Raw genomic sequence first — 26,771 nt, forward strand, 5'->3', positions numbered from 1 at the left:
AGGCGTATAGTCTGCGTGACGCACAACAGGAGAACACCATGAACGACGAGACGTGGCAGTACCAGGTGCGCATTCGCCTCAGTCCGTACTATGCGCAACTGGTTCGCAAAGAACCGGAACATGCGGCGCTGTCATCGCTGAATGCGCTGCTCGGCAAGCACCACGCGGTGCTGAAATGCCAGTTCGACGCTTTCGCTGATTACGTCGCTGAAGCGGAACGCGAAGGCACGCAGCACTATCCGCTCTATCGATGGACGCGCGAAACGATTGAGAATCCCGCAAAAAAAGCGAAGTACCTGGAAGCCTTCACTTTTTACGTGCGTGGCGACGAGCTATACGACAAGACGCTAGCCGATGCGCTCGAGGCCGACCTCTTGCAGCTCAAGGCGAACTTCAACGACGCCATCATCGACGTTAGCAAACTGGATTCGAACCCGGCGCACAATCCGCAACCGGCGTCGTACGGCAAGGATTGACGGAACGTGCGGTTCACGCACGGAGCATCGTGTTGGTTGCCGTATCGGCAAATCAACATCCATGCACGCCGAGCGCATGACGCAGTTGCGCCACGAAGATCTCATATGCGGAGCAATCGTCAACCGACGCGCTGACACTCTTTGCGGGCGAATGATCGGCCAGACACACGCCACCATGATTCACGTGGTCGTCGCAAGACGAAACCGATGACATCGCATGAAACAAGTCTGCGCGGGACATCGCCGCGGCGTTCTCCTATAGTCACCCCATCGCCACACGTAACGTCAAGTGGCTCACTGATCGAGGAGAACTACCGTGAACGACAAATCGACTTCCGCTGGCTCATTCTCCTCGAAGGCAGGCTTGCGCCGGCTGCTGATCGCCGTCGCGACGACGGCGCTCGCGCTCTCGAGCGGTTCCGCGTTCGCGGGCTGGGCGCGCGGCGGCACGGCCTATACCGGCCGCGGCGCCTATAGCGGCGCGCACGTCGGCGCGTGCGGCGGCGGAAGCTGTTTCCATGCGGGCGGCGTCATGAACCCGTGGGGCAGCGTCGCGACGAATTCAGGCACGGTGACGCGCACGGCCCCCGGCCAGTTCTCGAACTCGGGCACGGCCTACGGCCCCTACGGACGGTCCATGCAGCATGCAGGCGACACCACGTGCGCGGGCGCTTCGTGCTCGCATACCGGCAACGTCACCGGCCCGAACGGCAAGACCGCAACCACCGCGGATACCGTGACGCGCAGCGCGCCGGGGCAGTACTCGTCATCGGGCTCGGTAACGGGACCGAACGGGAACACATCCACGCACAGCGCATCCACGACTTGCGCCGGCTACACATGCAACCGCTCGGGCACCATCGACACATCGAACGGCGGCACGGTCGCTCATGCAGGCAGTGCGACGAGCGTCGCGCAGGGCGTCGTTGTCACGTCGAGCACCGTCACGGCCACCACGGGCACGCATAGCACGACGGTCGTGGCAGGCGGCACCGTCACCGGCGGCACCACAGTCGTCGCGGTGCCGCCGCCTTCCTCGACTGTGGTGGTCGCTCCGCCGCCTCCGCCCACGACGGTCGTTGTGGCTGCGCCCCCGCCGCCGCCCCAGCCGGTCGCGGTATATGCCGCGCCCGCGCCGCGTCCCGCCGTCTGGGTTCCGGGTCACTGGGTCGGAACCGTGTGGGTTCCAGCGCATTGGGCCTGAATGCAGAATGCAATCGCGATAAATCGCCCCTGCCGTCGGGTGACCGGCTGGCGGTACACTGCCAGTCAACGCAGCTTTCGAACGGACTCGACATGCGTGAAGGCGTTTGCGGTATGCAAAATGCGAAGGCGGCCCGCCGATGACGCGGCCTCGCATGCCACGATCGCACTTCGCCCGCGATCATGCCAGGCGAGTTCTGCACGACCTCACGTGGTCAGTCGGGCCGCTGATCGTCGCATCGGCGCTCGCCATTGCGCTAGTGGTGTGGCTCGTCAATCCCGCGCCGCCGCGATCCATCATCATCACAGCGGGGCCGCCCGATAGCTCGCTGTATCAGATCGCCGGGGAGTACGCGAAAGTGCTGGCACGTAACGGCGTCGCGCTGAAGGTGCTGCCGTCCGACGGCTCGGTGCAAAACGTCGAACGCCTGCTCGACTCGAAGACCCACGTCGATCTCGGACTCGTGCAAGGCGGCATCGCCACGCCGCAGCAAGCGGCCACGTTGATGTCGCTCGGCAGCGTGGCTTACGTGCCGCTGGTCGTGTTCTATCGCGGCAAGGGCCTGACACTGCTCTCGCAACTGGAAGGCAAGCGCGTTGCCATCGGACGCGAAGGCAGCGGCACGCGCACGCTGTCGCTGAAGCTGCTGGAAGCGAACGGCATCACGCCCGGCGGCAGCACGCAACTGCTATCGACCGATGGACTCGATGCTGCCACGCAGCTCGTCAGCAAAGAGGCCGATGCAGTCTTCCTGAGTGGCGATTCCGCGACGCGCACATTGATGCTGCGCCTCTTGAAGGTGCCCGGCATCTCGGTGATGGACTTCAACGAAGCGGACGCCTATACGCGCCTCTTTCCCTATCTCGACGAGATCGAGTTGCCGCCCGGCGTCCTCGATCTCGGCCGGCGCATTCCGCCGCAAGCCGTGCATTTGATCAGCCCGACCGTCGAACTGGTGGCTCGCACGAGCCTGCATCCGGCGTTGTCCGACTTGTTGATCGAAGCGGCGCAGGAAGTGCACGGCAAGGCTGGACTGTTGCAGCGCGCGGGCCAATTCCCGAGCCCGGTCGCGCACGAGTTCCCGATCAGTGAAGACGCGAGCCGCTATTACCGCTCCGGCAAGAGCTTCCTGTATCGCGCGCTGCCGTTCTGGCTGGCGAACCTGGCCGATCGCGCGCTCGTGTTGCTCTTGCCCGTGGCCGTGTTGATCTTTCCGGCGCTTCGCATCGTGCCAGCGTTGTATCGGTGGCGCGTGCGATCGCGCATCTATCGCTATTACGGCGCGCTCATTGCATTGGAGCGCGGCGCGATGCATCTTTCAAGCGATGACGAACGGCGCGCACTGCTTGTCGAACTGGACGACATTGAAGCCTCACTCGATACGCTGAAGCTGCCGCTCGCCTATACGGATGCGCTCTATGTGCTTCGCGAGCACATCGGCTTCGTGCGCTCGCGTTTGAGTACTGCGGGCAGACGAGACAAGCAGACCGTGTGACCGCCGGCCGTGCAGCGCCTGACCACAATCAACGCATCACTTGAAGCCCGCCACCGCGTGCGGAACGTACGGCGCTTCGAGTTGCGCGATCTCTTCGGGCGTCAAGTTCAGAGACAACGCTGCGACTGCATCGCTCACATGATGAGGCTTCGACGCGCCAATGATAGGCGCGGTCACCGGCGCTTTTTGCGCCACCCAGGCCAGCGCGACCTGAGCGCGCGGAACGTTGCGTGCCTTCGCCACGGCCGCCACTGCCTCGACTACCGCACGATCCGCATCATGCGTTTGATAAAGCGTGCTGCCGAACGTATCCGTTTGCTGACGCTCGGAAGTCGCATCCCAATCGCGCGTGAGACGTCCTCGTGCGAGCGGACTCCACGGCAGCACGCCGATGCCCTGATCCGCGCATAGCGGCAACATCTCGCGCTCCTCTTCGCGATAGAGAAGGTTCAAATGATTCTGCATGGTCTTGAACTCAGTCCAGCCATTGGCACGCGACGTATAGAGTGCTTTGCTGAACTGCCATGCATACATCGACGATGCGCCGATATAGCGCGCCTTGCCGGCCTTTACGACGTCGTGCAATGCTTCGAGCGTCTCTTCTATCGGCGTCGTATAGTCCCAGCGATGGATCTGATAGAGATCCACGTAATCGGTCCCGAGCCGTCGCAGGCTGTTGTCGATCTCGTTCATGATCGCCTTGCGCGACAGCCCCGCGCCATTGGCACCAGGCCGCATGCGATTGAAGACCTTGGTCGCGATCACGATGTCATCGCGCGTCGTCATTTCGCGCAACGCGCGTCCGACGATTTCTTCCGACGTCCCATCCGAATAGCTATTCGCAGTGTCGAAGAAATTAATGCCTGCATCGAGCGCCTGTTGAATGATGGGACGGCTTTTTTCTTCGTCCAGCGTCCAGGGATGCGTGCCGCGTTCGGGGATACCGAAGGTCATGCAGCCGAGGCACAGGCGAGACACTTCCAGACCGGTTGTGCCGAGTTTCACGTAGTCCATCGGGACGTTCTCCTTGCAGTCGATTGAGTTTCAATAGATGGCGTCGTCGCTGTGAGAGGCCAAGACACCGACATTAGCGCAGGTTGCAATGCGTTGCTTGCGAGTCAGTCATCGCCGAAAGAAAAGTGCCCGCACGGTGGCGGGCACTCAGAGCTACGCAGATGAGAAACGGTATCGAATCACGACCTCACCGGTTCCCCTTCTTCCATATCCTGCGGGCCCGATATGGTTTCGAGCGCCGTATCGTGATGCAGCAGCAACACCGCCGCCACGCCGATCAGCCCCGCCCCCGACAGACACAGCAGGCCCGCGCCGAAGCCGCCCGTGCTGTCCTTGATCCAGCCCATCACATACGGACCGAAGAAGCCCGCCAGATTGCCGAGCGAGTTGATCGCCGCGATACCGCCCGCAGCCGCCGCGCCGGAAAGAAACGCGGCAGGCAAGGTCCAGATCACCGGCAGGCAGCCGAAGATGCCGAAGCCCGCGATCGACAGCGCAATCATCTTGAGCACCGGATTATCGAGGCCCGCCGACGCTGCGATCCCGCCCGCCGCGACCATGAGCGCGATGGCCACGTGCCAGCGTCTTTCGAGCTTGCGGTCCGAATGACGTCCCCACAGCACCATGCTGATGACACCGACTACATACGGCAGCGATGTCACGAAGCCGGTTTGTACGTTGCTCAGGCCGAACGCCTTGACGATTTGCGGCAGGAAGAAGCTCAAGCCATAGTTGGTTGCATTGGCGCCGAAATAGATCAACGCAATGGCCAGCACTCGACGGTTGAAGAGCGCTTCTTTAACGCTGAACGAATGCACCGCCTCGCGATGCGCGCGCTCGTGCGCCTGGCGGTCCACGAGCCACTGGCGCTCGTCATCGGCGAGCCAGTGCGCGTCCGCAGGCCTGTCCGTCAGATAGAAGTACACGACGAACGCGAGCAGCAGCGCGGGCAAGGCCTCGATCAGATAGAGCCACTGCCAGCCCGCCATGCCATTGATGCCGTCGAGTTGCAGAAGCGCACCGGAGATCGGTCCGCCGATTACCGTGGAAAGCGGGATCGCAGCCATGAAGTATCCCACCACGCGTCCGCGATATTTCGCCGGGAACCAGAGCGTGAGCAGGAAGATGATGCCCGGGAAGAACCCCGCCTCGGCGACGCCCAGCAGAATACGCAGGCCGTAAAACACGTACGCATTGGACAAGCCGGTCGCTTGCGCGATGTGCGGGATATAGGCCATCGCCGCCGCCAGAATGCCCCATGTGAACATGATGCGGGCGATCCACCGCCGAGCGCCGAAGCGTTCGAGCAAGAGATTGGACGGCACTTCGAAAAAGAAGTACGCGATGAAGAAGATGCCCGCGCCGAAGCCGAATTCTTTCGCAGAGAAGCCGAGCGCCTTGTTCATCTGCAATGCAGCAAAGCCGACATTGACGCGATCCAGATAGGCGATGAAGTAACACACGATCAGGAACGGAACGAGCCGTACCATCACGTGCTTCATGGTGCGAGTTTCAAGGTCCATCAATATCTCCTCCGAATGTGCAAGCGGCAGGTCGTTGATTTAGGTTACGACTTGCCAGCCTACTCTTTACGAAGGAAGTACAGAACTGGTGTTTAGCCTGTACTGAGAGAAGGAGTCGCCCACTTCGCAGGGGCGGTCACCGCCTTTTCATGGCATTTATGCGACCGGTAACATACCGGCGTACTCCGGTTCCGGTAATCCTTGCACACCGGGGCGCAAAGCGAAGACGCAACCGTCGTCGTCCGTCGCGTTGACGGCTGGACGAATCGACGTCACGTAGAGCGTCGAGAGATCGCTGCCGCCGAACGCGCACATCGCCGGCTTGACAGCGGGCAAGGCGATGGAGCGGTCGAGCTTGCCCTCCGGGGTGAAGCGCAGCAGGCGGCCCGCATCGTTGGCGCAAGTCCAGTAACAGCCGTCCGCATCGACGGCGGCGCCGTCCGGACGCCCCGCATGGTGGTGCAGATCGGCGAACACGCGGCGATTGTGCGGCGTGCCGGTGGCGACGTCGTAATCGAAGGCCCAGATCAGGCGCCGCGTCGGGTGCGAGTCGGACAGGTACATCGTCGCGCCGTCCGGCGAGAACGCGAGCCCGTTCTGCGTGATGAGACCCTCGACGACCGGCTCGGACAGCACGCCGTCTGCGCCATAGCGATACAGCGCGCCCGCCGGGCTCGCGAGCGACATATCCTGCACCATCGTGCCCGCCCAGAAACGCCCTTGCCGGTCACAGCGCCCATCGTTGAAGCGCATGCCGGGTGCGTCGAAATGGGGCGCAGCAAGCCGAGTAACCCGCGCTTCGCCTGCACTTTCCAGGGTCAACGCGTGCAGCCCGCTTTCCATGCCCGCGACGATCGCGCCCGCAGCATTGAATGCAAAACACGCAATCTGCTCGGGAAGCGTCCAGTCGGCGCGCCGCCCGCTGTCGACTTGCAGCCGCACGATGCGCCGGTCCGGAATGTCGACAAAATACAACGCGCTGTCTTTTGCATGCCAGACCGGACACTCCCCGACCGTCGCGCGCCCGGCCGCCTCCAGCCGCTCGACGCGCGGCGCACCGCTCATCGGCTTCGCTCCATCGGCTCGCCGAGAACGAATGCGCCGCCCTGAAACTGCTGCGCGGGATCGTCGCGGTCGGCCGTCGGCGCGATGACCGGGAAGCGGTCGTTGAATTCGGCGGAGCTGTCTTGCGGATTGAACCCGAGGAAAGCCGCCTTCGTGTTGTCCCACCACTTCACCGGATTGTTGGATGCGCCATACACGACAGTGTGTCCGACGCGATTGGTGAACAGCGAACAGCGCACCAGCTCGATGAAATCCCGGTAACTGAGGTAGGTGACCAGCATGCGCGGATTCTTGGGTTCTTCGAACGAAGAGCCGATGCGCAGGCACACCGTCTCGATGCCGAAGCGGTCGAAGTAGTAACGCGACAGCGACTCGCCGAAGCACTTCGTCACGCCGTAGAGGCTGTCGGGGCGCTGCGGCGCGTCGGCGTCGAGCACTTCAGTCACCGGATGGAAGCCGATCGCGTGATTCGAGCTCGCGAATACGACGCGCTTCACGCCATGACGGCGCGCCGCCTCATAGATGTTGTACGTGCCGCGAATGTTCGCCTCGATCAGGTCGTCGAAAGGCGCTTCCACCGATATGCCGCCGAGATGCACGATCGCGTCCACGCCCTCCACCAAGCCCATGACCGCGTCGCGGTCCGCGAGATCCACCGAGCTGACTTCTTCATGCGCTGCGGCATCGTCGAGCGGGGCGATATCGGATGCGCGCACGACGTCGGCCCACTGTGCAAGCGCGCCGCGCACCTGACGGCCGAGATTGCCGGCCGCCCCGGTCAGCAGCAGGCGCCTGAAGGGTTTCCCCGTTGCGTTGGTCTTGTCCATCGAAACTCCTCTACTAAGATTGAATGCGATGCGGTAAAACGTTTTTCGGCGCGGTCGCGCTGAGCGAACGCCCGTCTGCGCTCAGCCGGTGTTCTGCATGCCGTATTCAAAACGCCATTCTACTTTCCTGTTTTCTGCGACAATCCGGAAAATTGGAAAAACGCACGAAAACGTTACCCGCCATGAAGAAGACCTCTCCGACCATTCGCGATGTTGCCGCCGCAGCGGGCGTGTCGGTCGCGACGGTATCCAAATACATGAATGGCGCGCAGCGCTTTTCCGCGCCCGTGGAAGCGCGGCTCAAAGCCGCAATCGACTCGCTCGGCTACAGGTCCAACCCACTCGCGCGCTCGATGATCACGGGTCGCACGCGCACCATCGGACTGACGATCCTCGACATCAGCAATCCGCACTTCACGAACGTGGTCAAAGGCGCGAATCGCATTGCGCTGAGACACGACTACACGCTGCTGCTCGTCGATATCGACGAGAGCCAGGCGCGCGAGCGTCCGCTCATCGAGGCGTTGGCGCAGCGCGTGGATGGCCTGATCGTCAGCTCGCGCCTCTCCGACGAAGACGCGCGCTGGATGCTCGACCTCGACAAGCCGGTCGTGCTTCTGCGCAATGCCGAGGCCCTGCCCATTCCGAGCGTCGGCATCGACAACCGCCTCGCCTCGCACATGCTCGCGCGGCATCTGCTGAATCTCGGGCATCGGCATATTGCATACCTTGGCTTCGGCCAGGCGCGCATCAATGATGAACGGATTCGCGGCGTGCGCGAATGTCTTCAAAATGCAGGACTCGAACTCGACGTATATGATGCGCATGCCCCCACCTCGCTTGCCGGCGAACATGCGTGCTCGCGCGTCATGCTCGGACCGAAGCGTCCCCAAGCGGTGATCTGCTACAACGACCTGATCGCGCTCGGCTTCATGAAGGAAGCCGCGACACTCGGCATTCGCGTGCCTCAGGACGTCTCGGTCACGGGCATCGACAACGTACCCTACGGCGCATACGCCGCGCCCGGACTCACCACCGTCGATATCCAGAGCGAGAAGATGGGCGAACTCGCGATGCAGAAGCTGATCGACGCGCTCGCGGGCCATCCGGACCCCGGCAACTCCATGTTCGAGCCGCGCTTGATCGTGCGTGAATCGACGGCTCCAGCCGCGACCACGACGACCGATTGACGCGCGACGCATCGTGCCGATGTCGTTCACGATGCGTCGCAAGATGCGCTCAGGCGTCGAGTTTGGCGGGCGCCATTTTCGGCGTCAGCACATGCATGACGGCGAACGCGACGAGGTAAGCCAGCGCGCCGATCGCAAAGAGCGCCCAGTACTGGCCGGTACGCTGCAGAACCTGACCGATCACTTCCGAGAACAGCACGCCGCCGATCGACCCTGCCATTCCGCCGATGCCGACCACGGCACCCACCGCGCGACGCGGGAACAAGTCCGAAGCCGTCGTGAAGAGATTCGCCGACCATCCTTGATGCGCCGCCGCCGCGAGACCGACAATCGCCACGGCGAGCCACAGATCATGGACCTGCGAAACGAATGCAATCGGCAGTACGCAACATGCACAGATCAACATCGCCGTTTTGCGTGCTGCATTCACACTCCAGCCCGCGCGCAGCAGCGCCGACGAAATCCAGCCGCCGCCGATACTGCCCACCGTGGTGATCGCATAGATCACCACGAGCGGCAGGCCGATGTGCTGCATGTCCATGCCGCGCGATTCGTTCAGCCACTTCGGCAGCCAGAACAGATAGAACCACCACACCGGATCGGTCAGGAACTTGCCGATCAGGAAGGCCCACGTTTCGCGCTTGCGGATCAGCACCTTGAAACCGGGCGCGCCCGCCTTCGCATGGCCGGCGTCGGCAGCTTCCGCTTCGTCCTTTTCGTGCGCGAGATCGCCTTCGTGCGCGCGGCTGTCCGGCTGGCGATACATGAAGAACCAGACCACGAGCCATACGAGGCCGATTGCGCCGACGATCACGAACGCCGCGCGCCAGCCCAGCGCCACGGCGAGCGCCGGAATGATGGCGGGCGCGAACACCGCCCCGATATTCGCGCCTGAATTAAAAATGCCAGTGGCGAGCGCGCGCTCGTGGCGCGGAAACCATTCGGCCGTCGTCTTGATCGCCGCCGGAAAGTTGCCGCCCTCGCCGATGCCGAGCAGCGCGCGAACCATCGCGAATCCCATCACCGAACCGACCGCCGCATGCAGCATCGCGGCAAGGCTCCAGACGAACATCGCCAGTGCGTACGACAGGCGGGTGCCGAGCCAGTCGACGATGCGCCCGAAGCACAACAGCCCGACCGCATAGAACGCCGAAAACGCGATGACGATGCGTCCGTACTGAATCTGCGTCCAGCCGATGTCATGCTGAAGCAGGGGCGCGAGCAGACCCAGGATCTGCCGGTCCATGTAGTTGATGACGGTCGCAAAGAAGAGCAACGCACACACGGTCCACCGATACCTGCTGGCGGTGCGTGCGAGGCCGACGACGGCTGTTTGCATGAATGTCTCCGGTACGCGGCGGCGCTCGTCGTGCCGCGTGTCAGTTTGTGAAGGCGACGGGCGCCGTTTGCATGCGTCGAGCTAAAAGGCCGCGCTACGCTTTTCTTGGAAAACGTTTTTCGAAGGATATAGCGACTTCCACCGAGACGCCTACCCCGGGACTTACCCTAACGGACGGCGGCACGCGGTCTAAGGTGACGCCGCGCGACTAAGCGGCGTTAATCGTTTTCTTCGACGTGCGGCTCGGTGGCATTTTGCGTGCGGAATGCCGCACACAGAATGCCCGCGACGAGTACGACCGACAGTGCAAAGCGAAGACCTCGAGACCCAAAAAACCCGATCGACTAAAGCTGCGTCCACTTTTTGCCGATAGATACCGGACACCTTCCCAAGATTTAAGTACTTATGCTCTTTCAACGTCTCGCCCGCATGAATGCCGGGACAAAGTTCGCTGTTCTCGCATGCACGCTCGCCGCCATCGTCGTCGCCTCTTTCACGCTTGCCGTCACGCGTTCCGCGGGCGAGCAAGTCGACGCTCATGCGCTCGCCCGCGTGGAAAGCGACAATCGTTCGATCGTGACGATGATCCGTCTGTACGACTCGGCAGTGAGCGCCGAAGTCGCGCGCTTCATGACCATGTTCTCGCATCGCCTGCCTAACGATTTCACGCTCGACGACACGCAAACCGTCGATGTCGCCGGGGCAGCGACGCCTCGCCTCAGCGCGGGCGATAAACCCCTGAACGGCGACTTCTCCATTCCGGATGCGTTTCTGGAAGAAAGCGGCGCGATCTCGACGATCTTCGCGCGCACCGGCGACGACTTCGTGCGCGTCACCACGTCGCTCAAGAAACAGGACGGGTCGCGCGCCGTGGGTACGATGCTCGATCGCAAAGGCCCCGCGTACGGTCCGGTGCTCGCAGGGAAAAGCTATATCGGCATGGCTGCGCTCTTCGGCAAGCAATACATCACCGAATACAAGCCCGTGAAAGATGCCGCAGGCCGTGTGATCGGCGCGCTGTTCGTGGGCGTCGACGTGACGGCGGAAATGGCCGCGCTCCAGAACGACATCCGCAAGTTGACGGTTGGCGAGAGCGGCTATCACTTCGTCGTCGATGCGTCGAACGGGCCGAACCGCGGCAAGCTGCTCGTGCATCCCGGCAACGAGGGGCAGGCGGCGGACGAGCGCGTTGCACCGTTCGTGCACATGCTCGAGACGCGCGAAGGCCTGCTCGCGTTCGATGGCGCCGACATAGCCGGTGCCGACGCGCATATCCACGGCGGCGCCAAGGAGATCGTCTTTACAACGGTGCCCGAATGGAACTGGATGATCGGCGGCATCGCATATCGCGATGAATTGCTCGCCGGCATTCACGCGAGCCGCAATCGCTTCCTTTTGCTCGGCCTCGTCGTCATCGCCGCGCTCGTCGGCGCGCTGCTGTATGCCGTCTCCAAGCTCGTTGGCGCTCCTATCGACGAAGTGACGCGCGCCTCCGAACGCATCGCGGCGGGCGATCTGACCGTGCGCATCGACACGGCGCGCCAGGACGACATCGGGCGTCTGATGCGCGCGATCGACGGCGTCTCGCAAGGTCTCGCCGGCATCGTCGCGCAAGTGCGAAGCGCATCCGCCGATATGACGGACGGCACCGCGCGCATCGCGTCCGGCAGCAGCGACATCGCCATGCGTATCGCGACGCAGGCGTCGAGCGTCGAGGAGACCGCGGCGAGCATGGAACAGATCACATCGACCGTTCAGCAGAACGCAGCGAACACCGAGCAGGCGGGCACGCTGGTGGCATCCGCATCGGACGCGGCACGCGCGGGCGGCGAAGCCGTGGCGCGCGTCGTCGAGACGATGAGCGAGATCGACGCATCCGCTCGACGCATCGCCGACATCACCGCGACGATCGAAGGCATCGCATTCCAGACGAATATCCTCGCGCTCAACGCGGCCGTCGAGGCGGCGCGTGCCGGCGAACATGGAAAGGGTTTTGCGGTCGTCGCATCGGAAGTGCGGGCGCTGGCCCAGCGCAGTGCCGGCGCGGTCAAGGAAATCGACGCATTGATCTCGGAGTCCGCGAACAAGGTGTCACACGGCTTCAAGATAGCGGAGGAAGCAAGCGGCACCATGCGCGGCATTGTCGATCACGTCGCGCGCGTGAACGCAATCGTCGGCGAGATCGGTGTCGCCTCACGCGAGCAGGCTTGCGGCATCGAGCAGGTGAACATGGCCGTGATGCAGATCGGCGAAGCGACGCAGCAGAACGCGTCGCTCGTTGGCGAAGCAGAACATTCGACCGCCGAGCTGCGCGATCAGGCCGAGCGGCTGGCACACGCAGTCAGCATGTTTCGCGTGTGACGTACGCGTGACTTGAACGCCTCGCCGCAAGCGGCTAACGGATCGCTTGCGGTCCGTTCGACTTCGCTGCTGTACGAATGTCAAGTGAGGCTGCCTTATCCGCCAACATACGTCTCTGCACGCCAGTGCGCAGCCTCGCCGCCATGCAACGTGGCACTGTCCTTGCTCTGACTTTCGTCGATCCATACGCCGCACGAGCTTGACCTACGGAAGGTGACATAGTATTTAAACGACGACCACCCATCCTTCCTTTTGAACGGCTAGGATGCAAGAAGCCCGTGAATGGACGCATCGGCGTGATTCTCAGGCTCATTCGGGGAACCCACCGCAGCAAAGATGCTCTATTGCGTGGCGCGGTTGACAAGATGTGCATCACATCGGGGCATGGGCTTCGATGTATAAGGCATCCACTGGCTCGTCCACTGTCTTTTCGACATGCGACCGGGTCTGCCAGCATCTATAACTAGACATCGCAACCGGCACGTGCCGCTTGTCGGGCGGCATGCCACGCCGAGGTGTGCGATGCGATCGACCACAAGATTCGTCCGGGGAGCGCGGCGTGTCGCGCCACGGCGTCGCCATTGCGGCGGCGCTTCCTTCAACCCGATTTAGACGGAGCGTCCCTATGTCTTTCGAGCGTGTCCCGGTGTCAGACACAAGTCCGCTGCTCACCATCGTGGTTGCAGCCTATAACGTCGAGGGGTACATCGAAGAAGCGCTCGAGTCGCTATTGAGCCAGCCACACATCGACGCGATGCGCATCATCGTCGTAGACGACGGGTCTCACGACGAGACCAATTCCGCAGTCCAACTGATGATCGAACGCGACGGCGGCGCGCATATTCAGCTCGTCCGGCAGCAGAACGCCGGCGTCAGCGCCGCACGCAATCTGGGTCTCGCCGCGGTGACGACCCCATACGTCGGCTTTCTGGATGGCGACGACATTTACCTGAAAGGATTCACCGAGGCCATCATCCCGCGCCTCGCCGAAGGTGAATACGACATGATCGAGTACAACGTGAGCATCATCGACGACGAGGGGCGCCAGTTGGACGAACTCGTTCTGGTGAGCGGAGCGGAGGGCGGCGATCATCCGGTGGATCGTCATGCGCGACTGCATTTCGCCGATACGTTCCATACCTTCGTCTGGGCGCGCGTGTATCGCACGGAACTGTTCAAGACCACGCAGTTTCCTGTCGGCCGCCATTACGAAGACATGGCGCTCATGCCGTCCTTGTATCTGCTCGCGAATCGCATGTATCGCATTGCAGAGCCGCTGATCGGCTATCGGAGACGGTTCGGCAGTATCACGCAGAAAGCCACGCTGCACGATATGCGCGATCTGCAGGTGAATGGCGTAGAGGCGCTCGCGCGCTGCGACGGCGGTGAGATGGACGACTTCTGGCTCGCCGTATTCGATAAAGTCTTTCAGCGTGCCTGCCACGTTTGCGCGCGAGTCGATCGGGCATCGTTTCGCGAGGCTTCGGAAATCCTGTCCGACATGGCGGCCGACCACCGCAACACGCGTGCAAGACTTGCCGAGCGCAATGGACGCACAGTCGTCGAACTCAAGCCTTTCGACCTCAATGTGCGCACCGACCGGTCCATTCACTTTCTGAAGTCGCTCGTGAAGAAGGTGCTGAGGCGCAGCCTCGATCGTCATCAACGGGAGCGGCGGCCGATCAGGAGAGAACGGCTGGGCATGACCGAACGCTCACGCGTCTAAAGCCGCACGAGGGAGCGCGGGCGAGCGTCCCGCGTTTCGCAGTAAACTGCATGCATGGAAAAGTGCCCCTATTGCGAAAGAATCCGCGACGAATGGGACTGTCACGGACAAACATGCCGCACCGCCATCGCGCTTGCGCTGCGCAGGCAGCGCATGGGCTTGCCCATGGTTCCCAAAGTGATACGCAACGAGATCCCGGCCGGCGCGTCGACGGGCGAAGTCATCGCCCAGTTGTCGCGGCAGCGCCTGCGCGCTCGCCGCGCGAACGAAGAGCGCCGCGAGCGCAAGGCCGCCGACGATCTGGACGTCTGAACGTTTGAACGTTTGAACGTCAGCGTGTTTGGCGTTCAGCAGGCGTCGAGCACGGCGCGAAAACCATCGGCGGTAAAAGGCTTCAGGAAATAGCCGTCGAAATGCTCGTGCAGTTCGTTCCTGTGGCGGTCGTCGCCGGTGACCGCCACGACGCATGCAAGCTGGCTCGGTCCTGCCGCCCGCAATCGCCGGCACAGGTCGCGGCCATCGACATCCGGCAAGCCGATGTCGATAAAGATCGTGTCGTAGCGGTTTTCCGCTGCCAGCAGCATCGCCTGATGACCGTCATACGCGACATGCGCAACGTGTCCGAGGGACACGGCGAGGTCTCTGAATGCATCGCAAAGACGGGCGTCATCTTCTACAAACAGGACATACATGGTCGGTCATCCGGAAGGCGTGGGCTCGCGTCGCGCTTGAGGCCGATGCGTCAGGCAAGAGACGCACGCAAAAACCGAGCCATTCTTTTGGCCGTGCAGTGAGGTCGCGAAAGTCGGATAGCCTTATTGAGGCCAGTGACCGAGCGCGGTGCTAATGCTCTAGTGAATTTCGCGGCGAACGAGAAGCTGATGCTTCAGCGCGCGATGCCGAGTGGCATCGAGATAGCCGCGCGCGACCATCGAGTCCAACGCGTCGAGCGTCGTTCGGGAGCCGCAAAGGCGCATGGCCTTCGCATCGGCGTCCAATTCGAATCGCGCCGCCCGCGCGTCGGCACGTGTGCGCCATGCCCTACGTGCAGCGAACAGAACGAGTGCGAAGCATGCACCCGGAACGGACACACGCCACAGCTCCGCGTCCGGCAACGACGCGAACAGGGCGCATGGGACCGCAAAGATCAAGCTCACGCCGAGCAGGGTCGTCATGAAGTCTGCGAGCAACGCGGGGCGCTGAGTCGCATGCGCGACTTCGTGCGCAAGAACGAGACGAAGCGCAGGCTCGGGCAACGCGAGCGTGCGCGAATCGATTTCGATGCGATTGAACAAGGCGTCATAGCACGGCCCGCACGACGTCTCCACGAACCGGACACCAGGTGTCGCGACGCTCAACGCCTGCGCGTAATGCGCGACGAGCCGCGATGCGAGTTGCTCTGTCTTGTCCATGTCGCCACGTCATTCGACTGTGTTATCGCTCGCCGGTGAATCGCTCCTTGATGCTGACATCGGGTTCTTCGTAGAAGATGGCGGCGCGTCAGTCATTTTGAGCGCAATGCCGTGAACGTGCTTGCGACCCTGCCACCTCGCGATGTAATCGACTCATCTCATGCCTCGCTCACTAAAAGCGGCAAATTAAACCGACGCCTGAGAGAGGCCAAGTAATTTTGTTTATTGTGACGTGCGCAAGTACACATGCTTAGCAAAAACGCGTATTGGACCAAAATCCCGAGTCATGGTAAAAATGTATTCGCTCGACATCACGAGCGCATCTTCAACGAAATTCGTCTCTTAGGGTTGGAAAAATGGCAACAGGTACCGTCAAGTGGTTCAACGATGCAAAGGGTTTTGGTTTCATTACGCCGGACGACGGCGGTGAGGACCTGTTTGCACATTTCTCCGAAATCCAGTCCAAGGGTTTCAAGTCGCTTCAGGAAAACCAGAAGGTGAGCTTCGAAGTCAAGCAAGGCCCCAAGGGCAAGCAGGCTTCGACGATTCAGCCGCTGTAAGTCAGTTATAGCAGGCTGCCTCGGCGCACAACGGCCCTTCGGGGCCGTTTGTTTTTTGCACTGTAGATTCTTTCTCCAAGGCGATGACGCCGCCTTATCCGCGTCGCGGCAAAGGAAATAAGTCAGTAGAATTCACGCATCGCATACAAAGCTGCGATCCAAAGCAGCGACATTTCTGGATCTTCATTGGCGTGAATTCGCGAAGCAGCCTAGAAAAGCGCCGTGTCTGGCCACGGTACACCGCTCATGCGTTGCTCATCATGCTCTGGTGTGTGTTCGCTAGCGCACACGGGCAATCGTTTGCACTAAATGCGCGTGCAGCCCGTTTTGTCAGCGCGGTCGTGATGGACGACTTTCACACGGCCCAATCAGGCGGCGGATATCTTTTTTCCTACGACCCTCACGAGACAGATGCCACGCTCAAGATGAAGCTCGCGCGCTGGTTTTCCGGCGTCGATCCCGACGCGATCCGTATGGCTCCTGCCGAGAAGAGAACGCTCTTCGGCTTTTATTGGGCGGCGAGCATGATGTCCGACAAGTCGCCCTGTTTCGACTCCATCGCGCAGGCCGCTTGCAGCGAAGAACTGGGCGCGTGGATGGCGCGCGAAGCGGCCGACGACCCGCGTTTCGTCCGCGCGTATGAATCGGCGGCGAAGGCCCTTGGCTTGCCGCCTTATGCAAGTCCGCTTGAATGAGCGGCGCGCTCGGCTGATCCCCGTGCGGCGTTTCATCGGCATGGTCGCGGGCCCACGCGATCTTCGCCGCCACGCTCGCGAGCACGGATAACGCGCCAATCGTTTCCAACAGAGCGGCGATCATGATGTTTCATCGATGGGAAAGCATCGGCCCATACGTTCGCACGAAGAACGCGATGGTGATGCCTGCGCTCAGAAGCAGCGTTCCGGCCCGGATCGCGCCAGGCGGCGCGCGGCGTCCCAACTGCGCGCCGCTGTATCCGCCCGCGATGGCCGCGACGAGCATCGCGACGGTCTCCGGCCAGCGTACCGCATGCGCCAGCGCGAACGTCACCACCGCGACCGAGTTCGCTGCGCTGACGAGCAACGTACGCGGCGCGTTCAGGCTCTTGAGATCGCGCGCGTCGAGCAAGCCCCAGACGGCCATCATCATGATGCCGACCGCTCCGCCGAAATAGCCGCCATAGACGCCGAGCGCCAGCTGAATCGCGAGGACCGACGGCGCGCCGATGCGCCACCGTCGCCGCAACGCTTCGCCCATCGTGCGGCCGAACGCGAGCGCGAGACTCGCGCAGAGCATGAGCCACGGCAACAGGAACGAGAACGTGGATGACGACGTGCGGAGCAACAGCCCCGCGCCGATCAGCCCGCCGATCACGGTGATGAAAAGCATCGCGCGAAGCGACACGGGGCCGACCGGACTCAAGCCGTCGCGGTACGCCCACGCGCTGACCACGCCGCCGGGAAAGAGCGCCACGGTCGACGAAGCGTTCGCCTGGACCGGGGGCAAGCCCGCTGCAATGAGCGCGGGCAGGCTCACGAACGAGCCGCCGCCCGCGAGCGCGTTCATCGCGCCCGCGAGGAAACCCGCGCCTGTCACAACGATAAGAGGTTCCATGCGGCAGATCGTAGCGGGCAGCCTGCGCGCTTACAATCTGGCAATTCCAATGCGAGGCTTCGGCGCGACCGAAGGCACGGCATGCGCTTCGATCTCACCGACATGCGGCTTTTTCTGACCGTGCTGGAGCGCGGCAGCATCACGGCGGGCGCGCAGGCCATGCATCTTGCGCTGGCATCGGCGAGTGAACGCATCGCGGGCATGGAAGCCGCGCTTGGCGCACCGCTTCTTGAACGCAATCGCCGGGGCGTACACGCGACCGCCGCAGGCGAAGCGTTCGTACGGCATGCACGCATGATTCTGGCTCAGGTCGAACAGATGAAGGGCGACCTGCGACATTACGCGACCGGTCTCAAAGGCCGCATCAAGCTGCTGTCGAATACGGCTGCCCTCGCCGCCTTCTTGCCGATGCAACTCGCGCGCTTTCTCGCGGCGCATCCCGATCTCTCCATCGATCTGGACGAAAGGCCGAGTGTCGATATCGTGCAGGCACTCGCCGAAGGCCGCGCGGACCTGGGCATCGTGGCCGATATCACCGACCTTGCCAGCCTGCAGACGCATGTGATCGCGCAGGATCAGCTCGTCGTGGTCGCGCACTTCACGCACCGCGTCGCGCAGCAGTCCGCTGCATCGTTCGCGGATATCGTGAGCGAAGCGTACGTCGGACTCGCGGATGCCGCGCTGGAGATGCATCTGGCCGAACGCGCGTCGCGGCTCGGCAAGCAACTGGACTACCGCATTCACATGCGCAGCCTCGACAACGTGGGCATGCTGGTCGAAGCGGGCATCGGCATCGCGATTCTGTCGGACGTGTCGGCGCAGGCGCTGCGGCGGCCCGGTCTCGCGATCGTGCCGCTATCGGAGCCGTGGGCCGCGCGCCGCCTGCTGCTTTGCGCCCGCGCTTTCGATGCGCTGACGCCTCATGCGAGTCTGCTCGCGCGTCAACTGATCGAGGCTGCGGCCTAGAACGCCCGCCCGACGATCAGCGGATCGACCGGACCGATTGTCCTGATATCGCGATTCGCATACGGCAGCCGATGCAGCACATAGCGCATGGCATTGAGGCGCGCGCGCTTCTTGCAATCGGAACGCACGACGGTCCACGGCGTATCGGCGGTATCGGTGTGCGCGAACATGGCTTCCTTCGCGGCGGTGTAGTCGTCCCACTTGTCGAGTGAAGCAAGGTCCACGGGACTGAGCTTCCATTGCTTGAGCGGATGCACTTCGCGCTCCTTGAAACGGCGGCGCTGCTCCGCGCGGCTCACGGAGAACCAGAACTTGATGATATGCACGCCGCTTTGCGTCAGGTGCCGCTCGAACGCCGGCACCTGCTGCATGAACGCGTCGTACTCCTGATTCGTGCAGAAGCCCATCACGCGCTCGACGCCCGCGCGGTTGTACCACGAACGGTCGAACAGCACGATCTCGCCGGCAGTGGGAAGGTGTTCGACGTAACGCTGGAAATACCATTGCCCTCGTTCGCGTTCCGAAGGCTTCTCGAGCGCCACGACGCGCGCGCCGCGCGGATTCAGATGCTCCATGAAGCGTTTGATGGCACCGCCTTTGCCTGCGGCATCGCGCCCTTCGAACAGTATCACGACGCGTTGACCCGTCTCTTTCACCCACGCCTGCAGTTTCAGCAACTCGACCTGCAGCCGGTACTTCTGCTTCTCGTACGCCTGGCGCGACATCAGATGCTTGTACGGATATTCTCCGTGACGCCAGCCGGCCGACAGTTCCTCGTCCTGACGCTGCCTGCGCGATGCCGGCGCTCCCACGAGCGATGTGGCCTCGAAGAGATAGGCGCGCAAGGTGGCCGCTTCGTCCGGAGACAGGCCGCCTATGATGGCCTTCAGCGTGTCGATGCGCGTTTCGGTGCTTTCGCTGTTCGAGGCGGCATATGCGAGCACGTCCGCCATGCCGCTCGTGATGAGTTCATTGGCTGCATCCACTGCGTCCTGCGTTTCCTGCCTCAAGATGGCCTCGGACGCTTCGGCGACGCTCACGTCGCCGTCCTGTTCCTGCGGGTTGCGTCGAGAAGTCGGGCCTTCGGGGGTCCCGGTTGGTCTTGCGTTTTTCAAAGTCCTTTTCTCCCTAAGGCCGCATGGTATGCGGCAGCGCGTACGCAAGCCGTCTCGTCAAACCGCTTCGGCGGCCTTGCGCAATACGACGTACAGCTTGTCTTTCAGCCGCAGCTTTTCCTTCTTCAACGCTTCGACGGCGAAGGGATCGGCCGGCGTGACGCCGCTCTCCATGTTGCGGATTTCATGATCGAGCGCATTGTGCCGCTCAAAGAGCTTCGAGAAGTGCGCGTCTTCAGTCTTGAGCCAGGATATCAGGTCACGGTATTCGGGAAACATGCGATGCTCCAATGCGGTTTTAACGAGGGCGTTGCTCAACACTACGTAGTACATCTTACCGATTCGCGACCGCGTTTCGCCCTTCACCGCCTGCTTCAATGCTGCGTGATTTCGCCGCATCGTAAAGCGGCAGCGAAGCGCCGCACGCGAGCCGTAGGCGAAAACCCCTCTGCCCGCCTACCCGTGCGCCGCGCACAATAGTCGTTCGGGGACGTCGCGTTCCCGCAGGGAGCCATCATGAAGACAACCCTTACCTCCGTCGTCGCGTTAGCGATCGGCGCCGGCGGCCTCGCTTTCGCCACCGTATCGCAAGCCGACAATTCCGCTGCCCACAAGCTCGGGCAGATCGGCGTCATCAATCAAACGCTTCAGCCCAAACCGACGAAATCGGCGCCTGCCTATTCGAACTCGAACTCGAACTCGACCTCCACCGGAAGCACTTACGGAAACACGGCGAACGGCGTGAACAGCCAGAACCCGTCGAATGCTGCGGCCAACACGGGCGCCGCCGCTCGCGCAGGCGCAGCAGCGGGCAGCGGCAAATAAAGCAGACTGGCTCCGTCGCGCGCGATGCGCGCAGCCCTGTCCGCATCGGCATAGAGGCGACCGACAGGCCCGGCTGAACGACATCAGAGTCGATCAGTAAAACCGCCCGGCTCCGAAAACGCCGCCCCGCCATGCGCCGCGCGCCTCACGCAAGAATCGCACGATCGTTCTCGCATGAAACGAACGGTTGTCCCGCAAATTCTGCTGAAGCTTTCTTAATCGTTTCAGTCGGAGCCATTCAAATAATCAAAATCAGGTTATCGTTTGCGCGGCTTTTTCGCTCGGCGATGTCGAAGGCATACTGTAGGTACATACAAATAAATGCTGAGAGAAAGCCATGTACGGGGAACCGAGAACACTTTACTTCGCAGGCCGCACGGCGTCGGACGATCTGACCGAACGACTGCATGCGCGTGGCTGGGCGATCGAATACGTAACGCCTGCGAAGCCGCCTAAAGCCGCGAAGCATGACAAGCGCGCGGCGGCAGGCATCATCGATCTGACGAGCCGTGGCTATGCCGAGGACACGGCCGCGCTCGTCGGATTGCTTTCGAGCCAACGCATCGGCTGGGTCGCGACCGTCGATCCGGATCATGCGGAAAACCCCGATATTTCCCGCGTCATTCGCGATTACTGCTTCGACTACGTGACGATGCCGTCGGCATCCGACCGCATCGTCGATGCGGTGGGCCATGCATACGGCATGGTCTCGCTGCACGACGCCGCCTCCAACGATGCCTATAAGACCGATGGCCAGGAAGTCGGCATGGTCGGCACCTGCGAAGCGATGCAGGCTTTGTATCGCTCCATTCGAAAGGTCGCCATGACCGATGCGCCGGTCTTCATCTCGGGCGAATCGGGCACCGGCAAGGAACTGACGGCGCTTGCCATTCACGCGCGTTCGGCGCGGCGCGACCAGCCGTTCGTTGCGATCAACTGCGGCGCGATTCCGCCGCATCTCTTGCAGTCCGAGCTCTTCGGCTACGAACGCGGCGCGTTCACCGGCGCGAACCAGCGCAAGATCGGCCGCGTCGAAGCGGCGGATGGCGGCACGCTCTTTCTGGATGAAATCGGCGATCTGCCGCTCGAAAGTCAGGCGAGCCTGCTGCGCTTTCTTCAGGAACGCAAGATCGAGCGCCTTGGCGGGCAGACGTCGACGGCGGTGGACGTGCGCATCATTTCGGCCACGCACGTCGACATGCAAACCGCGATGCTCGAAGGACGCTTCCGCGCGGACCTGTATCACCGTCTATGCGTCTTGCAGATCGACGAGCCGCCGTTGCGCGTGCGCGGCAAGGACATCGAACTGCTCGCCAACCATATGCTCGAACGCTTCAGGCGCGATGCGAGCCGCCGCTTGCGCGGGTTCTCGCCCTGCGCCATTGCCGCGCTTCACAACTACGCGTGGCCCGGCAACGTGCGTGAACTCATCAATCGCGTGAGGCGCGCCATCGTCATGAGCGAAGGGCGGCAGATTTTCGCGAGCGATCTCGAACTCGGCGACTATGTGGAAGCCGCGCCGACCACGCTTGCGCAGGCGCGCGAAGCGGCGGAGCGGCAGGCCATCGAAGTGGCGCTGTTGCGGCATCGCGGACGCCTCGGCGAAGCGGCCGACGAACTCGGCATCTCGCGCGTCACGCTGTATCGTCTGCTCACGGCCTATGGGCTGCGCGCGAAAGAAGAGCGCACGTTGCAGGTATCGAGCGCTTAAAGCCGCACGGCGACGCGCGTCTTCAGAAGGGCAGCGCGGCGTCCTGCCGCAGAAAGCGGAGGATGCGGCTCACCACGGTTCGCGCCTGCTCCTGCTGCACCCAATGCCCCGCGCCTTCGATAAAGTGCGCCGCGCGAAAATTCGTGCACGCGTACTGACGCATGGCTTCGAAATCGCCCGGTCGCTGATAGCAGCCCCAGTCGCTGCTTCCCGCGATGAAACACGCAGGCACGTCGATCGTGCGCCCTGCCCATAGGCGCAAGCGCGCGCTCTCGCCTGCGTCGTTGCTCGCGCGATACCAGTTCAATCCGCCCTGAAATCCCGTTCGCGCGAATTCGCTCGCATAAACGTGCAGTTCGGCGTCGTCGAGCCACGCGCACGATGCAACTTCTTCCGCGGACGGCATGGCTTGCGCGACGGTCTGCGGCATGGTCTTGTCCGCGTCCATCACGTAATAAGCGGGCAGCAAAGCGAGTTCTTCGGCAACGGGCGCGACAAGCGGATGCGGCCTGTTGCCGGACCAGTCCGCGCTCTTGACATGCCAATATGCGCGCAGAAAATCGGCAAGCCCTTGCGGCGCGTGCCGCATATCGTCGTTGGCCTGCGGCTCCGTGAAGTAGCGTTGATAGTGCTTTCGCGGCGGATCGAGCGAGGCCAGTTCGTTCATGGCATCGGTCATCGTAGGCGAGGCGGGTTCGGCGAACGCGAAGCGAGGCGGTCCTGCAAACGGCGCGCTCATCATCACCACGGAGCGGAAGACGTCGGGCCTCGTCAGCGCGCACCAGGCCGCCACGGGCGAGCCGAAATCGTGCCCGACGACAGCGGCAACCGACCGATGCCCCAGCGCGAAAACGAGGCCCAGTATGTCGAGGACGAGGTTCGGCATCGCGTAATCGGCGAGATCGGCGTCGAAGCGCGTGTCCGCCCCGCCGGTTCTGCCGTAGCCGCGCTGGTCCGGCGCGATGACGTGATAGCCGGCATCCGCAAGCGGCTTCATGACCTTGCGCCAGCTATAGGCCAGTTCGGGAAAGCCGTGCAGCAACACGATGCACGGCGCGTCCGGCGTCTCATACCCCGCTTCCAGCATATGCATCGACAGGCCGTTGCCGTTGTCGACCATGCGCGCGCGCACGCCGTCGGGCAAGGGCACATCCGGCAGCGTTTCACTCATGCGCGGCTCCTTTCTGCGAGAGCCCACATGATGCCATTTCCAGCAAGCGCCGAGGCGCTGCACGCTTTAACATGGCGGGTTATGAGGCGGCTATCGACGCTCGCCTCGACGCCTTACGTCTACTTCCGGGATTCTTCAGCCATGACAACCTCTACTTCCCGCCGCCGCGCCGCCTTTCGCGAACTCGTGAATGCCCGCCGTGGTCTGCTCCTGCCCGGCGCATTCAACGCGATGAGCGCGAGCCTCATCGCGGACCTCGGCTTCGAGGCGATCTACATCACGGGCGCGGGCGTCACCAACATGTCCCTCGGCTTGCCGGACCTCGCATTCATGGGACTCGCGGAGATCGCGGAGCATACGAATCGCATTCGCGATGCAGTGGACTTGCCGCTCGTCGTCGATGCGGACACGGGCTTCGGCAACGCGCTCAACGTGCGCCATACCGTAAGGACGCTCGAGCGCGCCGGCGCCGATGCGATCCAGCTGGAAGATCAGGTCATGCCGAAGAAATGCGGCCACTTCTCGGGCAAGAGCGTCATCTCGACGAGCGAGATGCTCGGCAAGATACGCGCCGCCGTGGATGCGCGCGAGGACGAGAACCTGCAGATCATCGCGCGCACGGACGCCTGCGCGGTGCATGGCTTCGATGCCGCGATAGAACGCGCGAATCAGTTCGTCGAGGCTGGCGCCGATATTCTCTTTATCGAAGCGATCGAAACGCAAGAGCAGATCGCATCCTTAACCCGGCTCGTCGCCGCGCCGCAACTCATCAATATCGTGATCGGCGGCAAGACGCCGGTCACGGGCCGCGACGAGTTGCAGAACCTCGGCTTCAGTCTCGTGCTCTATGCGAACGCCGCGTTGCAGAGCGCGGTGCGCGGCATGCAGACGGCGCTGACCGCGCTGAAGCAGCAAGGCAAGCTGGATGAAGATCCGGCTGTAGTCGCGCCGTTCTCCGAGCGTCAACGGCTCGTGAAAAAGCCCCTTTTCGACGAACTGGACCGCAAGTACGCGGCGGAATGAATCGTCGCGGGCATGTCCGCAGATAGAACGATCGCGACGACACGCAAGGCATGAGCCGATTCTTTGCTATGCTCGCCTACGCAAGAATGCATGCGTCGCAGACGGGTTGCAGACGCGTTGCATTCGCCTCATGGCGCATGGCGCTCAACGAAAATCAGGAGATTGCAGATGGCAAAAGGCTATTGGGTCAGCGCATACCGCAAGATTACGAAGCCCGATCAGGTTGCTGAGTATTCGAAGCTCGCAACGGTCGCGATTCAGGAAGGCGGCGGCCGCGCGCTGGTTCGCGGCGTAGCGTCGACGGTGCACGGCGCGGGCATTGCGGAACGCACGGTGCTCGTCGAATTCGACTCGCTCGATCAGGCGCTCGCCACGTTCAACGGCGAGAAGTACCAGGAAGCGCTGAGAGTGCTGGGCGATGCATGCGAACGCGACTTCCGCGTCGTCGAAGGCATCGCGTAAAACACGGTGAGCCGATGGCGGCGTGCTCGCGCCGCCATCGCATGCTCACGCGTTCACTGACCCGGCGCGTAAAGATCGAGCAGGCGCAAGGTCACGCCATTGGTCCATCCGAAGCCGTCCTGTAGCGGATATTCCCCGCCCCCGCCACCGCCTGTCCCCGCCCCTTCCACGACATACTTCTCGACGAGCTTTTGCTGCGTCGCATACACATGGTTCACGTCGGCGAGAAAGCGCGTGCCGATTTGCTGCGCGAGATCGCCGCGGCCATAGCGTCGCAAACCGTCGACCGCTATCCAGTGCAGCGGCGCCCAGCCGTTCGGGGCATCCCATTGTTGAGCCGTATTGAAGGTCGTCGTCGTCAGGCCGCCCGGTTTCAGCAATAGCGTTTCCACCGTGCGCGCCGTGGCGTGCGCGCGCTCGGGCCACGCCGCCCCTGCGAACAAGGGATAAAGCATCGCCGCCGACGGGTTGTTGCGCGGCTGACCGAGCTGCCAGTCGTAGTCGCCGTAATAGCCGTTGTTATTCCACAGATACCGGTTGATGCCGATGGCACGCTTTGCCGCCTTGCCGACGAACTCCGCGACACAACCGAAGTCGCGCGCTTCGCCGCAACCGCGCGCAATGGTCGTCTCCAGATGGAACATCAGGCTATTGAGATCCACCGGAATGATGGACGTTGTGCGGATGGTGGCAAGCGTCTGGTTGTCGCCGAACCATCGCGAACTGAAGTCCCAGCCGCTTTCCGCTGCCGCGCGCAGATCGCGATACACCTCGTTCGCGGGACGGTTCGTCACGAGCCGGGCAGTCTCGACGTCCTCCAGATACGACTCGTCGCGCGGCGTGTCGCGTTCGTCCCAATAGCGGTTGAGCACGGTGCGATCGGGCAGCATCACGACATTGCGCACCGCCTCGCCGGGTTGGAGCGAATGCGCGCCCTGCATCCAGTAGTGATATTCGCGCCGCATTTGCGGCAGATACTTCTGATACACGCGTCCGCCTTCCTTATGCGCGGCAAGCTCCACCATGTACGAGAAGAACGGCGGCTGCGAACGGCTGACATAGTACGTGCGATTGCCGTTCGGAATATGGCCGATGGTATCGATCAGATACGCGAAGTTGTCGAGCATGTTATCGACGAGATCTTCGCGACCGGCTTCCTGAAGCCCCAGCATCGTGAAATAGGTGTCCCAGTAGTAGCCTTCACGAAAGCGTCCGCCTGGCACGACGTACGGCTTCGGCATGGGAATCAGCGTGCTGTATGGCGGCACGGTCGCGGAGTTGCGCGTGAGTTGCGGCCAGAGCCAGTCGATATGCTCGCGCAGGGTCTGGTTAGGCGGCGGCGTGATGACCTGATCGGTCGGCGGCGTGAAGTACTGCGCGACGAATGCGGAAAGACTGAAGCCCGGGACGATACGCTGTTGCGCATAGAGCTGATTGATTTGCGCCGGGTCGATCTTGGGCGTCGCATCGACAAAGGTCTTCTGGTCCGGATAAATCTTCTGCGTTTGCACTGCGGTGAAAAGCTCGCCATAGAGTTCGCTAGGCGGTGGCGGCACGACATAGCTGCTCTGGGCATCGGCATAAGCGACGCTCGCCGCGCCGAGCAACGCCCATGCGCCGAACAGGCGGCGCGCGTTCAACGAATGGTGCTGCGACGCGTCATGCGTCATGCGATATCGCGACAGTACGATCATGTTCACTCCTTCGAAGGGT

26 protein-coding genes are annotated in these 26,771 nt (G+C 62.5%); 14 read left to right on the top strand and 12 right to left on the bottom strand.

Annotated features, from left to right (window positions below; translation table 11 throughout):
* The first annotated feature begins 38 nt into the window (after positions 1 to 38).
* From NCR35_RS21005 to NCR35_RS21015, 3 genes are all read left to right on the top strand, one after another.
* Positions 39 to 476 carry a hypothetical protein gene (locus NCR35_RS21005; protein ID WP_250535844.1) on the top strand — a complete coding sequence of 146 codons (438 nt, stop codon included), beginning with the start codon at positions 39 to 41 and terminating at the stop codon, positions 474 to 476.
* Between the two features lie 316 nt (positions 477 to 792).
* Entirely contained in the window at positions 793 to 1,680 is an 888-nt protein-coding gene (locus NCR35_RS21010) for a hypothetical protein (protein WP_250535845.1), read from the top strand.
* Between the two features lie 139 nt (positions 1,681 to 1,819).
* A complete protein-coding gene (locus NCR35_RS21015; protein ID WP_502801707.1) occupies positions 1,820 to 3,175 on the top strand; it encodes a TAXI family TRAP transporter solute-binding subunit in 1,356 nt (451 codons plus the stop codon).
* A gap of 36 nt (positions 3,176 to 3,211) precedes the next feature.
* On the opposite strand, the gene NCR35_RS21020 is transcribed toward NCR35_RS21015, so the two are convergent.
* The 4 genes from NCR35_RS21020 to NCR35_RS21035 all read right to left on the bottom strand — a co-directional run bounded on the left by NCR35_RS21020 (position 3,212) and on the right by NCR35_RS21035 (position 7,604).
* Positions 3,212 to 4,189, bottom strand: coding sequence for an aldo/keto reductase (locus NCR35_RS21020; protein WP_250535847.1), 978 nt, complete (start codon positions 4,187 to 4,189; stop codon positions 3,212 to 3,214).
* Positions 4,190 to 4,368: 179 nt separating this feature from the next.
* Positions 4,369 to 5,712, bottom strand: a complete 1,344-nt coding sequence (locus NCR35_RS21025; RefSeq protein ID WP_250535848.1) for an MFS transporter — start codon at positions 5,710 to 5,712, stop codon at positions 4,369 to 4,371.
* A gap of 156 nt (positions 5,713 to 5,868) precedes the next feature.
* On the bottom strand, positions 5,869 to 6,777 hold the full coding sequence (locus NCR35_RS21030) for an SMP-30/gluconolactonase/LRE family protein (protein ID WP_250535849.1): 909 nt from the start codon (positions 6,775 to 6,777) through the stop codon (positions 5,869 to 5,871).
* Positions 6,774 to 7,604 (bottom strand): NAD-dependent epimerase/dehydratase family protein, encoded by an 831-nt coding sequence (locus tag NCR35_RS21035; RefSeq protein WP_250535850.1) that lies wholly within the window; start codon positions 7,602 to 7,604, stop codon positions 6,774 to 6,776. Before NCR35_RS21035 ends, NCR35_RS21030 begins: the two co-directional genes overlap by 4 nt.
* Before the next feature lie 182 nt (positions 7,605 to 7,786).
* Between NCR35_RS21035 and NCR35_RS21040 the strand changes: the two genes are divergently transcribed.
* Positions 7,787 to 8,794 carry a LacI family DNA-binding transcriptional regulator gene (locus NCR35_RS21040; RefSeq protein WP_250535851.1) on the top strand — a complete coding sequence of 336 codons (1,008 nt, stop codon included), beginning with the start codon at positions 7,787 to 7,789 and terminating at the stop codon, positions 8,792 to 8,794.
* Positions 8,795 to 8,843: 49 nt separating this feature from the next.
* Here the strand turns inward: NCR35_RS21040 and NCR35_RS21045 are convergent, their stop codons facing one another.
* Positions 8,844 to 10,133, bottom strand: coding sequence for an MFS transporter (locus NCR35_RS21045; protein ID WP_250535852.1), 1,290 nt, complete (start codon positions 10,131 to 10,133; stop codon positions 8,844 to 8,846).
* 405 nt (positions 10,134 to 10,538) lie between these two features.
* Between NCR35_RS21045 and NCR35_RS21050 the strand changes: the two genes are divergently transcribed.
* The 3 genes from NCR35_RS21050 (at position 10,539) to NCR35_RS21060 (ending at position 14,532) form a co-directional block, all read left to right on the top strand.
* Positions 10,539 to 12,494 carry a methyl-accepting chemotaxis protein gene (locus tag NCR35_RS21050; protein WP_250535853.1) on the top strand — a complete coding sequence of 652 codons (1,956 nt, stop codon included), beginning with the start codon at positions 10,539 to 10,541 and terminating at the stop codon, positions 12,492 to 12,494.
* A 646-nt stretch (positions 12,495 to 13,140) separates the two neighbouring features.
* Positions 13,141 to 14,220, top strand: a complete 1,080-nt coding sequence (locus NCR35_RS21055; protein ID WP_250535854.1) for a glycosyltransferase family 2 protein — start codon at positions 13,141 to 13,143, stop codon at positions 14,218 to 14,220.
* A gap of 54 nt (positions 14,221 to 14,274) precedes the next feature.
* Positions 14,275 to 14,532: a hypothetical protein gene (locus NCR35_RS21060; RefSeq protein ID WP_244850874.1), complete on the top strand. Its 258-nt coding sequence runs from the start codon at positions 14,275 to 14,277 to the stop codon at positions 14,530 to 14,532.
* 35 nt (positions 14,533 to 14,567) lie between these two features.
* Here the strand turns inward: NCR35_RS21060 and NCR35_RS21065 are convergent, their stop codons facing one another.
* Positions 14,568 to 14,912, bottom strand: a complete 345-nt coding sequence (locus NCR35_RS21065) for a response regulator (RefSeq protein ID WP_159832771.1) — start codon at positions 14,910 to 14,912, stop codon at positions 14,568 to 14,570.
* A gap of 159 nt (positions 14,913 to 15,071) precedes the next feature.
* Positions 15,072 to 15,632 carry a M48 family metalloprotease gene (locus NCR35_RS21070; protein WP_250535855.1) on the bottom strand — a complete coding sequence of 187 codons (561 nt, stop codon included), beginning with the start codon at positions 15,630 to 15,632 and terminating at the stop codon, positions 15,072 to 15,074.
* A gap of 356 nt (positions 15,633 to 15,988) precedes the next feature.
* Between NCR35_RS21070 and NCR35_RS21075 the strand changes: the two genes are divergently transcribed.
* Positions 15,989 to 16,192 carry a cold-shock protein gene (locus NCR35_RS21075; RefSeq protein WP_008347993.1) on the top strand — a complete coding sequence of 68 codons (204 nt, stop codon included), beginning with the start codon at positions 15,989 to 15,991 and terminating at the stop codon, positions 16,190 to 16,192.
* 83 nt (positions 16,193 to 16,275) lie between these two features.
* Positions 16,276 to 16,887, top strand: coding sequence for a hypothetical protein (locus tag NCR35_RS21080; protein WP_250535856.1), 612 nt, complete (start codon positions 16,276 to 16,278; stop codon positions 16,885 to 16,887).
* A gap of 130 nt (positions 16,888 to 17,017) precedes the next feature.
* On the opposite strand, the gene NCR35_RS21085 is transcribed toward NCR35_RS21080, so the two are convergent.
* The gene (locus tag NCR35_RS21085) at positions 17,018 to 17,785 is read right to left on the bottom strand and encodes a sulfite exporter TauE/SafE family protein (RefSeq protein WP_250535857.1); all 768 of its coding nucleotides are present in this window, start codon (positions 17,783 to 17,785) and stop codon (positions 17,018 to 17,020) included.
* Between the two features lie 81 nt (positions 17,786 to 17,866).
* Between NCR35_RS21085 and NCR35_RS21090 the strand changes: the two genes are divergently transcribed.
* Entirely contained in the window at positions 17,867 to 18,751 is an 885-nt protein-coding gene (locus tag NCR35_RS21090; protein ID WP_250535858.1) for a LysR family transcriptional regulator, read from the top strand.
* Here the strand turns inward: NCR35_RS21090 and ppk2 are convergent.
* Positions 18,748 to 19,791, bottom strand: a complete 1,044-nt coding sequence (gene ppk2 / locus NCR35_RS21095) for a polyphosphate kinase 2 (RefSeq protein WP_250535859.1) — start codon at positions 19,789 to 19,791, stop codon at positions 18,748 to 18,750. The genes NCR35_RS21090 and ppk2 overlap by 4 nt on opposite strands.
* A 132-nt stretch (positions 19,792 to 19,923) precedes the next feature.
* Entirely contained in the window at positions 19,924 to 20,145 is a 222-nt protein-coding gene (locus NCR35_RS21100) for an HP1242/YdcH family protein (protein ID WP_250536029.1), read from the bottom strand.
* A gap of 237 nt (positions 20,146 to 20,382) precedes the next feature.
* On the opposite strand from NCR35_RS21100, the gene NCR35_RS21105 reads away from it, so the two are divergent.
* Complete coding sequence (locus tag NCR35_RS21105; protein ID WP_250535860.1) at positions 20,383 to 20,691, top strand: hypothetical protein; 309 nt, start codon at positions 20,383 to 20,385, stop codon at positions 20,689 to 20,691.
* A gap of 337 nt (positions 20,692 to 21,028) precedes the next feature.
* Positions 21,029 to 22,402: a sigma-54 dependent transcriptional regulator gene (locus NCR35_RS21110; protein WP_250535861.1), complete on the top strand. Its 1,374-nt coding sequence runs from the start codon at positions 21,029 to 21,031 to the stop codon at positions 22,400 to 22,402.
* 22 nt (positions 22,403 to 22,424) lie between these two features.
* On the opposite strand, the gene NCR35_RS21115 is transcribed toward NCR35_RS21110, so the two are convergent.
* The gene (locus NCR35_RS21115; protein ID WP_502801711.1) at positions 22,425 to 23,522 is read right to left on the bottom strand and encodes an alpha/beta fold hydrolase; all 1,098 of its coding nucleotides are present in this window, start codon (positions 23,520 to 23,522) and stop codon (positions 22,425 to 22,427) included.
* A gap of 192 nt (positions 23,523 to 23,714) precedes the next feature.
* Between NCR35_RS21115 and NCR35_RS21120 the strand changes: the two genes are divergently transcribed.
* Together NCR35_RS21120 and NCR35_RS21125 are read left to right on the top strand one after the other, a co-directional pair.
* Complete coding sequence (locus NCR35_RS21120; RefSeq protein ID WP_250535863.1) at positions 23,715 to 24,596, top strand: isocitrate lyase/PEP mutase family protein; 882 nt, start codon at positions 23,715 to 23,717, stop codon at positions 24,594 to 24,596.
* A gap of 168 nt (positions 24,597 to 24,764) precedes the next feature.
* Positions 24,765 to 25,058 carry a DUF1330 domain-containing protein gene (locus tag NCR35_RS21125; RefSeq protein WP_244850863.1) on the top strand — a complete coding sequence of 98 codons (294 nt, stop codon included), beginning with the start codon at positions 24,765 to 24,767 and terminating at the stop codon, positions 25,056 to 25,058.
* Between the two features lie 53 nt (positions 25,059 to 25,111).
* Here NCR35_RS21125 and treA read toward each other — a convergent pair whose 3' ends face one another.
* Positions 25,112 to 26,752, bottom strand: a complete 1,641-nt coding sequence (gene treA / locus NCR35_RS21130) for an alpha,alpha-trehalase TreA (RefSeq protein ID WP_250535864.1) — start codon at positions 26,750 to 26,752, stop codon at positions 25,112 to 25,114.
* Between the last annotated feature and the right edge of the window lie 19 nt (positions 26,753 to 26,771).

Origin of the sequence: Caballeronia sp. AZ10_KS36 (assembly GCF_023631105.1) — a bacterium.
Taxonomy (GTDB): domain Bacteria; phylum Pseudomonadota; class Gammaproteobacteria; order Burkholderiales; family Burkholderiaceae; genus Caballeronia.